Origin of the sequence: Cocleimonas sp. KMM 6892 (assembly GCF_035798195.1) — a bacterium.
Lineage (GTDB): Bacteria > Pseudomonadota > Gammaproteobacteria > Thiotrichales > Thiotrichaceae > Cocleimonas > Cocleimonas flava.
In genome coordinates this window covers 338,883-352,473 of the sequence record NZ_JAPFBV010000002.1, presented here as the reverse complement: position 1 = coordinate 352,473, position 13,591 = coordinate 338,883, and the positions used below count along the sequence as shown (strand labels likewise).

The following is a 13,591-nucleotide window of genomic DNA, read 5'->3' as shown; positions in this document are numbered from 1 at the left end:
CCTGTAAGTGGGGAGGTGGCTTAAAACCATTTATCTGATCTAAAGCTTAACTACAGTGTCTCAACTCTACATAACGCCTGCGTAATAAGGCAATCACACCAAGTAACAATAAACCTAAGAAGCTCATACTACCGCCCTTTTTCGTGGTTTCATCATCAGTAGAATCTGATACATCGCTAGACGATTTCGCTGGATCTAAAGGAAACTCATCTTCATCGTCTGAAACTCCGTCATTATCGTCATCAGTATCCGCATTGTTACCTATTCCATCACCATCAGTATCAACCGATTCAGAAGCATCTAAAGCAAACGCATCATTTCTATCTGGTACATTATCACCATCATCATCAGTGTCGGCATTATTACCTGTTCCATCACCATCGGTATCAATCGACTCAGTCGCATCTAAGGCAAACGCATCATCAACATCCAGGACATTATCGTTATCATCATCGAGGTCAGCATTATTACCCGTGCCATCACCATCGGTATCGACTGATTCATTTTTATCTAATGGAAAAGCATCATCTATATCAGCAACACCGTCATTATCGTCGTCTTCATCAGCCAAATTGCTTATACCATCACCGTCAGTATCTAATGATTCAGTTGGACCAAGTGGGAATGCATCGTTTATATCAAGGACTCCATCACCATCATCATCTGTGTCCGCATTATTTCCTGTTCCATCGCCATCAGTATCTACTGATTCATTTTTATCTAGTGGGAAAGCATCATTAGCATCAGGAACATTATCGCCATCATCATCTGTATCGACACCATCATCACACATTCCATCACTATCTGTGTCTAGTGGAACTGACGTGTTATCTAAACTGTCTGTGCCACAGGTACCTTCATCAACATCAGAGAAAGTATCGTTATCATCATCGGCGTCGACGCCAGCATCACATAGTTTATCGTTATCAGTATCCGTTGGCGTATCTGCAATATTGAGTGGATCAGAGCCACACGTAGCTTCATCAAGGTCTGAGAATCCATCATCATCATCGTCTAAATCAATGATATCTATCTGAGCAGTTAACGTATCTAACTGCGTATTCATCATATCTACTTTCTGTTTTAGTAATGCCGCAGCGGCAATTTGATCTTCGACTACTGAATACTCATCGAGCCTTTCAAGCGTTAAAATATCAGTGGCATCGATTGCATTAGCCACATTGGCGATTCGGCGTAATAAACTAGCCTTACCTACCGAAACAGTGTTTACCTCAAATTCACTTGAGGAACCAATAGCAATACTGTTACCTAGGTCATTAGCAGGGTTTGCTGTACCAAACGTAAGGGCTGACTGAACTTCAAAATCTACATCAGGATCACATGTAAAAGAACAGGTGGTTCCGCCTCCTGACAAAACGCAAGTTGCAGGGTCTCGTACCGGAGTTATAAATGGTTGACCGATTGGAATTGTTCCTGTCACAGGTGGTAGATTATCGGGAGGTGGAGAAAAAATATTTACAGGAACAGAACAATCATAAGAGGGAACCACACCATCTAGAGCAGTTACTAATCTAGTTGTATCTTTAGTAACTGATTTTACTTGTATATCAAAATAAGACGGTGCTGTATTTCTAGATGAGTTTGCTTCAATATTCCAGCTTTGTCCTAAACCAGTGGCAACAGCAGTATCCGTCATACGAATGCGTAGATTATTCTCTTTTAGTCTAAGTGTGTCGTCATTGAATACTTCATCATCGGCACAATCAGATCCTATACAGGCTGATGCATCCGGGGTTGAACAAGTGTATTCGCAAATAAAAACCCCAGCAACTGTTGTACATGCAGTTGGGGTCGCAATTATTAATGGATCACCAGCGGGTATCACTGATCCGACTGAACTTGTATCAAAAGAATTTGTTGTTGAATCAAAAGGCAGTGTAACCCCTGCGCTACAATCATAAGCGGGGGCAGTGCCATCGCTTACACCACTGAGTATTAAATCATCATTAATAACTTGATCGGCTATTGCGCCATAAAAGGGGATAAATAATAGCAATAGGCAAATTTTTATTTGTATTACTTTATTGTAAAATAACATCTGTATTCTCCATTCTCTCTTTGAATTTTCTGCTCTTTTTTATACCCTTATCGATATGTTTTTTTATCGATGAGAGAAAAAAGAAACGTTATGTAAGCTGTCGTTTATAAATTATCGACGCGCGTAACGAGAGCATTCAAACGAGTTGTGAGAGTCGTTATTTCATCTTGTAACGTAGTGAGTTGAATATCAAAAGCAGTAATCTGTGCGTTAACTGCTGTAGTAGCTGTTGTTGTAAAAGCATCAAATTGTGCTTTATTAACTGCATCCGTTGGCATTGTGGCTGGTGCGACATGAATAATGCGTCGTTCACTACCCGTTGAACCTACTGAAACAGTATCTTCGACCAATTCTGCATCCGCACCCAGGGCAACACCACCATTGCTAGCAGCGCTCAATCTTAAAACTGCTTTGCCGGCATCTACATCAGTAATAGAAAATATACTGATGTTATCAGTATCGCTAGAAACACCCATGAGCCAGTCATTTGTTGGGAAAGATGCTGAAATACTAGTATCCTGAAAACGGATTTGTGGGTTAGTTGCTTTGAGTCTGATGGTATCAAAATGAAATTCCTCATCTTCGATACATTCAGCGCCTACACAAAGACTACTTTGCACTATTAGGTCATCTGAAATGACTTGATCGGCTTGGATAGGTAACCCAAATGACAATGGAACAAGCACTAGCGTACTTAGAAATTTTGTTTTAATTTTCATTATTATCTTCTCTTTATCTCGCAAAAAAATTTATAGTTTGATTCTCTTTCCTTTCACTATAAACAGCTGACTCATATTGAAATTATCTGTGCATTTATTTTTATTAATTTGTAAATATGAGTGTTAAATGTAGGTATAGCACAAAATCTTTAAAAAAACTGTTATTTAACTATTGCATGTAAATTAATAAAAATAGAGTAATACTGAATATACAGATAAGAATAATTTAAAAAGAATGACTTAAACTGATAGTTAATAAACTACTTAGAAACGATAGAGAAACAAACTTAAAAACTGTTTTGATTTAAATTATCCATAAAAAAAGCCACCTCCCCACTTACAGGCACTTTTTGAAAAAGTGCCTGTAAGTGGGGAGGTGGCTTAAATTAAGCTGAACTGGTTATTTACTTGATTCGATACTCAGCAGAACGCGCATGAGCCGTTAAGCCTTCGCCATGAGCCAATGTCGAAGCGATCTTACCCAACTCGGATGCACCATCGGCAGAACAACCAATCAGTGAAGAACGTTTCTGAAAATCATAAACCCCTAAAGGTGATGAGAAACGAGCAGTTCTTGATGTTGGCAGTACGTGATTCGGACCAGCGCAGTAATCACCTAAGGCTTCAGCCGTGTAACGACCCATAAAGATCGCACCAGCGTGCTTGATACGCTTAGCCACTTCTTCTGCATTATCGACAGAAAGCTCTAAATGTTCAGGAGCTATATAGTTCGCTATCTCGATCGCATCATCCATATCTTTAGCCTGAATAACCGCACCACGTCCTTGTAATGACGCCTTGATGATATCGGCTCGTGGCATCTCTTCAATCAACTTGTCGATGCTTTGCATAACGCTATCGATGAAATCCGCATCCGGTGAAACCAGAATAGATTGTGCATCTTCGTCGTGCTCCGCTTGCGAGAATAAATCCATCGCAATCCAGTCTGGATTTGTCTTGCCATCACAAACCACTAGGATCTCTGATGGACCTGCGATCATATCAATGCCCACGGTACCAAATACCATGCGTTTTGCTGTCGCCACATAGATATTACCCGGGCCAACAATCTTATCAACCTGCGGTACGGTTTCGGTACCATACGCCAATGCAGCAACTGCCTGAGCACCACCAATCGAGAATACACGATCGACATTGGATATCGCAGCAGCAGCGAATACTAGTTCGTTTACCTCATCATCAGGCGTTGGTACAACCATGATTAACTCAGGTACACCCGCAACCTTTGCAGGTATCGCATTCATCAATACTGATGAAGGATAAGCGGCTTTACCACCGGGTACATAGAGACCCACCTTGTCTAACGCAGTAACTTGCTGACCTAGCACCGTGCCATCTTCTTCGGTGTAGCTCCATGAATCCATGGTTTGGTGTTCAGCATAGCTTTTAATACGCGCTGCTGCTTTTTCTAAAGCCGTTCTTTGCTCTGCAGTAATATTTTCAAGTGCTTCCTGTAAGCGAGATTGTGGAATCTCTAACTCTGCAAATGAGGTTGCCTGCATGCGATCAAATTTATTGGTGTATTCAATGACTGCTTTATCACCTTTAGATTTAACATCGGCCAAGATTCCGTTAACCGTTTCGATAACACTATGATCAGACTCACTATCCCATGCCAGACGCTTATCAAGCTTCTTCCAGAAATCAGTTTCGTTTGTGTTTAATCGTTGGATATCCATAATATTTCTTCTGTTTTATACGTTTCAGTATGTATTTTTACTGACTCAAGCTACGACGCTTTGCAACAGCTTCTGCTAACTCACGCAATACTGCTTCAGTCGTATCCCAATTAATACAAGCATCTGTGATGCTTTGTCCATAGGTTAGATCGTCGAGATTTTTGCCTTCGCCGTTCTGATTACCTTCAACCAAATGACTTTCGATCATCACACCGCAAATTCCATGTTCTCCACGAGCAATTTGTCCGGCGATATTATGAGCAACCTTTGGCTGGTTATTGAAGTCTTTATTGCTGTTAGCATGACTAAAATCAACCATAAGTTTTTTGCTAAGACCCGCTTTCTCGAGTTGGCCTAGTGCTTCTGAGACACTCACCTCATCATAGTTCGGACGGCGACCGCCACGTAAAATGATATGACAATCATCATTACCTTTTGTGGTAAAAATCGCTGAATGCCCTGCTTTGGTCAAAGACATGAAGTGATGCGAATGCGAAGCTGATTTAATTGCATTAATAGCAATATCTAGATTGCCGTAGGTGCCATTTTTGAAACCGATTGGACAAGACATACCAGACGCTAATTCACGATGACCCTGTGATTCTGTAGTACGTGCTCCAATTGCGCCCCAAGAGATCAAGTCCGCCACATATTGTGGTGAGATTAAATCCAGGTATTCTGTCGCTGTTGGCATACCCTGCTCTGCCAGATCTTTCAATAAACTACGCGCAACACGTAAGCCTTTATTGATATTAAATTTACCTGTTAAGTCAGGATCATTGATCAAACCTTTCCAACCAACACTGGTACGAGGCTTCTCAAAATAAACACGCATCACAATGTGCAAATCATCGCTTAATTCTTCACGCATTTTTGCCAGGCGCGCAGCATATTCCAACGCTGCTTTAGGGTCATGTATAGAACATGGACCAACCACTACCAGCACACGATCATCTTTATCATGCAAAATATCATGAGTCATATTACGCGCGGTAAAGACTGTTTCTGCTGCTTTATCTGACAGAGGATAATCCTCTAATAATGTCGCCGGAGAATGTACTTCTGTTTCGCCCATAATACGTAAATCGTCTGTTTGGTATTTAGTTTCTGTACTCATAGTGATAGTTTCGCTTAAGTAATTTGTATGTGTGTGGTTCTGTATTCTTTGTGTATTGTTTCTGTTTCACTTGTCTTTATTTCAACGAATAATTCAACGAATAATTTAACGGATATTTCAACGAAAAATTTGCTAACGCGTTTAATTAACCGCTTGTTTCAACTGATCAAGCAATGTGCTTAATCTTTGGTGTTTGGTTTTCATCGAAGCTGTATTTACAACGATTCTAGAACTGATATCAGCCATGTGCTCCAACGGCACTAAACCATTCGCTTTTAAGGTATTACCAGTATCAACAACATCCACGATAATATCTGCAAGACCAACGATCGGAGCGAGCTCCATAGAACCGTAAAGTTTGATCAACTCAATTTGACGACCTTGTTCTGCAAAATAATTACGTGTGCAGTTCACAAATTTGGTCGCTACTTTTAATTGACCTTCAGGTAACGGTTTATCTGCAAAACCTGCCGTCATTAATTTACAACGCGCGATTTTTAAGTCGAGCATTTCGTATAATCCTTCACCACCGTGTTCCATTAACACGTCTTTACCTGTAACACCTAAATCAGCGGCACCGTATTGTACATATACTGGTACATCGGTAGCTCTAATAATGACTAACTTCACATCATCATGATTGGTATCCAGAATCAGCTTACGGCTTGTTTCCGGGTCATCCAGTGCTTGTATACCAGCGGCTTCTAAAAGAGGCATCGTCTCTTTAAAAATACGGCCTTTGGATAGTGCTATTGTTAAGGTTTCTTTCATGAGATGAATTATATCTATCTAATTTTAAATAAAGGTTACTAGCTTCGCTTGATCTTGGCGCCAATCTTGGTCAACTTTTCTTCAATCTTTTCATAACCACGATCCGTATGATAAATACGATCAACGATGGTTATGCCTTTAGCCGCCAAACCTGCAAGAATTAAACAGGCAGATGCACGAAGGTCAGTAGCCATTACCGGAGCGCCTCTTAATGAAGGCATGCCTGCAACTATTGCCGTATTTCCTTCAAGGCGAATATTTGCCCCCATACGCATAAGCTCTGCAACATGCATCATTCGGTTTTCGAAGATGGTTTCTACTACCACTCCAATTCCTTCTGATACACAATTCATTGCCATGAACTGTGCTTGCATATCGGTAGGAAATGCCGGATGTGGTTCAGTTCGAATGTCTACAGCTTTTAATTTGCGGCCGCGCATGTCTAATTCAACCCAGTCTTTACCGACTTCGACACTTGCGCCACATTCTCTAAACTTTTGTAAAACAGCATCCAGTGTTTCAGGCGCTGCATTAACACATCTAACTTTGCCACCAGTAATGGCTGCAGCAGCTAGATAAGTACCTGTTTCAATTCTATCTGGCAGTACCGAATACTCGATACCTTTCAATTTCTTTACGCCTGTAACGGTAATGGTATTAGTGCCAGCGCCAGATATTTTAGCGCCCATGGCGATCAAACAATTGGCGAGATCTACAACTTCTGGCTCGCGTGCTGCATTTTCAAGAATAGTCGTACCTTCTGCGAATACTGCAGCCATCAATAAGTTTTCAGTACCTGTTACGGTAACGGCTTCCATCACAATGGTTGCGCCTGTTAGCTTATCCGCTTTAGCACGGATGAAACCTTCATCGACAGTGATCTCAACACCCATAGCCTCTAAACCAGTCAAATGGATATTGACCGGACGACTTCCGATGGCACAACCACCTGGGAGAGATACTTCAGCGTAACCGTATTTAGCAACGAGTGGTCCAAGTACCAAAATAGAAGCTCGCATGGTTCTGACGAGTTCATAAGGAGCAACCTGGTTTTTAATCGTAGACGTATCAGTGGTGATATTATTGTCTTTGTCGATATTGACCGTGACGCCCATACCTTCAAGTAAAGATGCCAATGTAGCAACATCCTTTAGACGCGGAACATTTCGAATTGTCATCTTGCCATCGGCTAATAATGCAGCGGCCTGTAAAGGCAAAACAGCATTCTTTGCACCTGAGATTACAACTTCACCTTCTAACGGTGTACCACCTTCAATCTGGAAAACCTGCATGTACGTATCAGCCCTAAAACCAAAAGGGTGCATAATAACGAATTATGTACATTAAATGCACCTTTAATACGTGATTAATGCGTTAAAATCCGTTATTAAACAGAGGTAATTTAAATTCTAAGTATTGTAGGGAACTGTTTTGGCGAAATGCCAGAAGATATTCTATTGAAGTAGTTTTTCTAAACGGTAAGTTTCGACCAATGATTTGGCCTGATCTGGGAGATTTGTCAGTGAAAACTGCTTATTATTCTGATCACAGGTTCTTTTCCATTCGACCAACAAGGCTATACCCGCGCTATCAATACGCGTCACTTCCGAGCAGTCAAAATTAAAACTTGTTGCTTCATTTTTAAACTGGCTTTTCATTAAGCGCATACTTTTTTCTAGTAACGAAGAAGCACTTGAATAAACAAGTGCTCCTGTAATTTTGAAACCATTATCGCTGCTTACTATTTCTGATACTTTTTCTGATACTTTTTCTGATGATTTGGTATCTATAGATCGATTATTTTGACTATTCATAGCTCGTTTATTTTTTAGTATTCAGAAAATAATAACTAAAATGATTTTTAGCTACCGCTTTTTTCGATTCTAGCAATAAGTGATTCTAAACCTTTAGTACTGGCTTCACGTGTAAAGTTTGTACGGAAATTAGTGATTAAATTAATACCCGCAATTTCTACATTATACGCTTTCCAGATACCATCCACTTTACGTACGCTGTAATCAGCCTTAATTGGAGCAGCTCCTTTAGGCGTTACCACGGTACGCACTAGCACGTAACCAGGTTTACTATTTGGCACAGAGTTTACACCCTTAATAGCGGCACCTTTGTATTTAAGCATCGACTTGGCATAGCTCTTTACTAGCATTTCACGAAACGCATTTATAAAACGCTGACGTTGTTGTGGTGTTGCCGTTCTCCAGTGTTGACCAAGCGTTAGCTTAGACATCGCTTCGAAATCGATTAAAGGTAAAATTTCTGTTCTTACCATCGCATTCAGCGCATTGATATCACGGCTGTATTGTGCGTCGTTGACTTCGAGCAAATGAACAATTTTACTTGTTACATCAACCACTTTTTTCTCAGCCACATCAACATCATTCGCCCATACTGAGGTTGTGAAAGTGACAAGCATTAGCAACATTGTTATTTTCTTGGTTTGTGCCATAACTTGCTTAGCGATTACATTAATCATTAAATTTTTCCTATTTATATTCGGTACTTATTAGTTTCTTTACAGAGACTAAAGTTCACCAATTATTCTTTAGTTACAAAAAGTTACATTAATTGACATTTATTTCGTTGTCAGACTAACCAGAACTTTTCCAATTATTTCTTCCAATACTACGGCTGATTGTGTCAATTGGATCACACTGCCTTCTTTTAATGATACTTCTTCAGCACCAGGCTCTAAGGAAACGTATTGTTCACCAAGTAAACCAGCGGTGTAAATACTCGCCTGTGTGTCTTCTGGCAAGTAGTCGTATTGCGGATCAATCGCCATGACTACTGTCGCTCTAAATGATTTTTTATCGTAAAAGATTTCTGTCACACGACCTACGGTAACGCCAGACAAAGTGACTTTTGCTTTGGTTTGTAACCCACCAACATTGCCAAACTTTGCGGAGACATTAAACCCCTTTTCGGCACTAAAACTGGATAAGTTACTAACATTCATTGCCAATGCAAAAAGCGCTAGAATGCCTAGTACAAACAAAGCACCTACTGTTATTTCAGCTGTTCTTGAAGAACCCATAATAAAACCTATCAATAATTATTTTTTAAAAATTCGAAAACATTAGCGCAGTTAAAACAAAATCTAACGCTAATACTGCTAAAGCCGAATAAACCACGGAGTTTGTCGTCGCTTTACTCACACCTTCCGACGTAGGCATCGCATTATACCCCTGGAAGACCGCAATCCATGTCACTACGAATGCAAATACAACACTCTTAATAATTCCATTCACAATATCGTGTCTAAATTCTACCTTGTGCTGCATCTGCGACCAGAACGATCCTTCATCAACACCTAGCCAAACGCTACCCACGAGATAACCCGAATAGATACCGACTGCCATAAAGATAATCGTTAAGATCGGTAAGGTAACCAAACCCGCAAAAAAACGTGGGGCTATAATTCTTCTCACCGGATCAACCGCCATCATTTCCATGCTGGCAAGTTGCTCGGTGGCTTTCATTAAACCAATCTCTGCGGTCAATGCTGACCCTGCTCGTCCTGAGAACAACAAGGCACTCAACACTGGGCCTAATTCACGAATTAGAGATAAAGATACTAATAATCCCAGTGACTCTTCCGCACCAAAATCTACCAGGGTAATGTAACCCAATAAACTCATTACCATCCCTACAAATATCGCAGAAAATATAATGATGAGCATCGACAGCACACCAACCGAGTAAAGCTCACGTATAAATACTTTAGGTCTGAGCAATACGTCTTTTAAACCCAGTAACACATTAAACAGAAATATCGTGGCGCGTCCAAGGCTGGAAACCGTATTGATAATATGAGCGCCAAATCTTTGTAATAAATCTAACATTAGGAGTCTCCTCCCAATAAATCTTTTGTGTAATCACCCGCTGGGTAATGAAATGGCATCGGACCATCAGGTTTACCATTTACAAACTGTTGTACAAATTCAGAATCAGAGTTCATTAATTCATCAGGAGAACCGGCAGCGACAACTTTTCCTTCAGACAAAATACAAACATGATCTGCGATAGAGAAGGTCTCACCAATATCATGCGAGACAATCACACTCGTAAGGCCCAAAGATTCGTTTAGCTCTTTAATCAACGTTACAATCGTACCAAGGGTAACAGGATCAAGTCCGGTAAATGGTTCGTCATACATCATAAGCAATGGATCTAATACAATTGCTCTTGCCAAAGCCACACGACGCTTCATGCCACCTGATAGCTCTGAAGGCATTAAATCTCTAGCGCCTCGCAGACCTACAAGCTCGAGTTTCATCAAAACCAAATCACGTATCATCGATTCAGTGAAATCATAGTGTTCTCGAATCGGGAATGCGATATTTTCAAAAACACTCAAATCGGTAAGTAAGGCACCAGATTGAAACAACATACCCATGCGTCTACGAGCTTTATAAAGCTGCTCTCTATTAAGCTCAGGGATTTCTTGACCAGCTACTTCGACATTACCGCTACTTGGACGTAACTGACCGCCAATCAAACGCAACAAGGTAGTTTTACCTGTGCCACTTGGCCCCATGATGGCAGTAATTTTGCCTTCTGGAATTTCCAGACTGACACCCGAATATATTTCACGGCTTGGATTCCATGAAAAATGAACATCTCGAATGCTGACTAACGAATCTGACACAGTATATTGCCTGTTTTGACTATTTAAATAGTAGTGTTTACGTAAAACAAAAAGCCATATAAACAACTATTTATATGGCGATATCAATTTTTTCGTGAATGATACGGATATTTATCATTTTTTACCAGACAGCGTGTAATAAATATGACGTTAGGCATTGAAACCATTCATTTAATACACCCCCCTACTTATAGCGGCTTTTTTTAAGTACTTAAGCTCTATTCGTCAAAATCTCTTTTACACCTGGCTTATTTTCAAAGATTTCTTCTTCGGTCAATCCCTGTAATTCATGCGGAAAAACGAGCCATTCTTCTGTTTCATACAAAAAGTAGTCAGGAACGCGGTCGGTTTTATTGTTATTGGGCTTATACCAGGGTGTGGCAATACGTATGTCTTTAGGTGTATTACGTCTGGATTTTTTATCTAAGGTATCCACAATCGCCTGAATGCTGCTGCCTGAATCAAACACATCATCGACAAGCAATAACTGATCTTCGTAGTTGATGTTTTTAATGATGTAATCCAGACCATGCACTCTGACCTTCTTTTTCTGCTTACCAATTCCATAATAAGAAGATGTGCGGATCGCGATGTGATCAGATGGAGACCCTAAATACTCAAGCACTTCTTGAACGGCTATCCCTACTGGTGTTCCACCGCGCCAAACGCCTACAATAAAATCGGGTCTGAAACCGCTATCAAAAATTTTGGCACCCAGTTTATATGAATCCAATAAAAGTTCATCGGCGGAAATGTAATATTTACTCATGGAATTGCGGCTCGTTTAAGGCATTTGATGTTACGACAAACACGTTGTCATAGTAATTCAGGAACAAAATAGCTTAGAAAAAAGCGAATAATAAGATAAGAAAGACCAAATAGCGATTTTTAGACTGTGATATTACATAAAGAGCCAGACAGAAGGAGTTCGACTCTTTATTTAAAGACTAAATGTGGGTTGAGATGTAATAAATCACCTGTAAACATACTAAAGCATAAATACCGGCGACAATATCATCGACCATGATACCCAAACCACCTTCAACTTTTTTATCCAGAATGGATATCGGCCAAGGTTTCCAGATATCGAAAAGGCGGAACAAGGCGAAACCTATGACAATCCACAACCATCCTGCGGGTGCTGCAATCATCGTCACAAAAAACCCTGCAAACTCATCCCAGACAATACCCGAGTGATCATGCACTCCCAGTAATGCAGACGATTTATCACAAATCCAGACACCAACAACACATACAACCGCCAAAATCGCCAAGTAGATGGGAAGCGATTGAGTTTGTAGTAACAAATAAAGGGGAATCGCCATTAAAGTACCAAACGTTCCTGGTGCAAAAGGCGCTAAACCACTACCAAAACCAAACGCTAAAAAATGCACAGGATTTGTCATCACTTTGCGGTTTAAATCAGGTATTTTGGGATTTTTACTGGTCATGTACTGATTATTGCTTCCTGTTAATTTCTCGTATCGCTGTTTATTTTGACTAAGAACCGTCATTCACATCGTCATTAAAATGATTGTATCCATTGCCATGTAGATTAAAGCCTTGTGGATCTAGAATAACACCACTCTCCTGCTTTTCATCGACAGAATTGGAAGTGATTTCTCCAATCATGGTTACACGGGTTGTTATTTTTTCACTGACTGCCTGCATAAAAGCTTCGCATTTATCGACGGGAACAGTAAACAGTAGTTCATAATCATCGCCACCATTTAATGCATAGTGGATGGCTGTATCTTGCGGTAATTGTTGCAAACTTTCTGACAGTGGTAATCGTTCCGGACCTAAAACAGCAGACACTTTGGATTTTTTTAAAATATGCCCCAAATCTTGCAATAAGCCATCTGAAACATCAATACATGAGGTTGCGTATTGTTTGATGATTTCACTTTCTTTGAGTCGTGCCGTCGGATAATTCAACCTTGCTTCACAAATGGTTTTATCTTCGCTCGACAAGGTCAGATTATCGCTATCTAAGACGCCTTGAATTGAAGCCAGACCCACAGCCGCATCTCCAGGTGTTCCTGTGACAAATATTTTGTCATCTGCCTGTGCACCACTGCGAAGTAAGGATTGATTATTTTCTATCGTACCCATGACTTGAATACTGATTGCGAGAGGACCACGGGTAGTGTCGCCACCCACCAGACTCACAGAATGTTGATTGGCTAATTTTTTTAACCCCGAGCTAAATCCTTTTAGCCATATATGATCTGTACTTGGAAGTGTTAAAGCCAGGGTAAACCATTTTGCTTTGGCACCCATCGCCGCTAAATCACTTAAATTGACCGCAAGTGCTTTATGACCAATTGCTTCTGGTGATGTTTGTTCGGGAAAATGAACACCCGATATGAGTGTATCTATAGAGGTAACTAATTGATGATTGTGTTCTAACTGAAGGACTGCCGCATCATCGCCGATACCGATTTTCACACCGTTATCTTCTACATTAGAGTTGTCACTGAAACTACCCTCTTCGCTGGCAAAATCTGATTCATTATCCCAGCGAAAATAGGTTTCAATTAGATCGAACTCACCCAA

At 40.4% G+C, this 13,591-nt stretch carries 14 protein-coding genes; all 14 read right to left on the bottom strand.

Translation table 11 applies throughout. The annotated features are described in order from the left end of the window. Positions 1-46: 46 nt before the first annotated feature. The gene (locus OO007_RS07235) at positions 47-2,059 is read right to left on the bottom strand and encodes a GlyGly-CTERM sorting domain-containing protein (protein ID WP_325808290.1); all 2,013 of its coding nucleotides are present in this window, start codon (positions 2,057-2,059) and stop codon (positions 47-49) included. A 104-nt stretch (positions 2,060-2,163) separates the two neighbouring features. Further along, positions 2,164-2,778 (bottom strand): hypothetical protein, encoded by a 615-nt coding sequence (locus OO007_RS07230; RefSeq protein WP_325808289.1) that lies wholly within the window; start codon positions 2,776-2,778, stop codon positions 2,164-2,166. A 404-nt stretch (positions 2,779-3,182) separates the two neighbouring features. Continuing rightward, positions 3,183-4,481 (bottom strand): histidinol dehydrogenase, encoded by a 1,299-nt coding sequence (hisD, locus tag OO007_RS07225; protein ID WP_325808547.1) that lies wholly within the window; start codon positions 4,479-4,481, stop codon positions 3,183-3,185. Between the two features lie 34 nt (positions 4,482-4,515). Beyond that, positions 4,516-5,595, bottom strand: coding sequence for a 3-deoxy-7-phosphoheptulonate synthase (locus OO007_RS07220; RefSeq protein ID WP_131905433.1), 1,080 nt, complete (start codon positions 5,593-5,595; stop codon positions 4,516-4,518). A 141-nt stretch (positions 5,596-5,736) separates the two neighbouring features. Further along, a complete protein-coding gene (gene hisG / locus OO007_RS07215; protein ID WP_131905434.1) occupies positions 5,737-6,366 on the bottom strand; it encodes an ATP phosphoribosyltransferase in 630 nt (209 codons plus the stop codon). A gap of 38 nt (positions 6,367-6,404) precedes the next feature. Continuing rightward, the gene (murA, locus tag OO007_RS07210) at positions 6,405-7,658 is read right to left on the bottom strand and encodes a UDP-N-acetylglucosamine 1-carboxyvinyltransferase (RefSeq protein WP_131905435.1); all 1,254 of its coding nucleotides are present in this window, start codon (positions 7,656-7,658) and stop codon (positions 6,405-6,407) included. A 162-nt stretch (positions 7,659-7,820) separates the two neighbouring features. Continuing rightward, complete coding sequence (locus OO007_RS07205; RefSeq protein ID WP_131905436.1) at positions 7,821-8,180, bottom strand: STAS domain-containing protein; 360 nt, start codon at positions 8,178-8,180, stop codon at positions 7,821-7,823. Positions 8,181-8,227: 47 nt separating this feature from the next. Continuing rightward, positions 8,228-8,857 carry an MlaC/ttg2D family ABC transporter substrate-binding protein gene (locus tag OO007_RS07200; protein WP_131905437.1) on the bottom strand — a complete coding sequence of 210 codons (630 nt, stop codon included), beginning with the start codon at positions 8,855-8,857 and terminating at the stop codon, positions 8,228-8,230. 99 nt (positions 8,858-8,956) lie between these two features. After that, complete coding sequence (gene mlaD, locus OO007_RS07195; protein ID WP_131905438.1) at positions 8,957-9,418, bottom strand: outer membrane lipid asymmetry maintenance protein MlaD; 462 nt, start codon at positions 9,416-9,418, stop codon at positions 8,957-8,959. A gap of 25 nt (positions 9,419-9,443) precedes the next feature. Beyond that, positions 9,444-10,226, bottom strand: a complete 783-nt coding sequence (mlaE, locus tag OO007_RS07190; protein WP_131905439.1) for a lipid asymmetry maintenance ABC transporter permease subunit MlaE — start codon at positions 10,224-10,226, stop codon at positions 9,444-9,446. Next, positions 10,226-11,032, bottom strand: a complete 807-nt coding sequence (locus OO007_RS07185) for an ABC transporter ATP-binding protein (RefSeq protein WP_325808288.1) — start codon at positions 11,030-11,032, stop codon at positions 10,226-10,228. The genes mlaE and OO007_RS07185 overlap by 1 nt, the downstream gene beginning before the upstream one ends. 211 nt (positions 11,033-11,243) lie before the next feature. Continuing rightward, on the bottom strand, positions 11,244-11,801 hold the full coding sequence (locus OO007_RS07180) for a phosphoribosyltransferase (protein WP_325808287.1): 558 nt from the start codon (positions 11,799-11,801) through the stop codon (positions 11,244-11,246). A gap of 178 nt (positions 11,802-11,979) precedes the next feature. Then, positions 11,980-12,546: a phosphatidylglycerophosphatase A family protein gene (locus OO007_RS07175; RefSeq protein WP_325808286.1), complete on the bottom strand. Its 567-nt coding sequence runs from the start codon at positions 12,544-12,546 to the stop codon at positions 11,980-11,982. Then, positions 12,533-13,591, bottom strand: a complete 1,059-nt coding sequence (thiL, locus tag OO007_RS07170; RefSeq protein WP_325808285.1) for a thiamine-phosphate kinase — start codon at positions 13,589-13,591, stop codon at positions 12,533-12,535. Before thiL ends, OO007_RS07175 begins: the two co-directional genes overlap by 14 nt.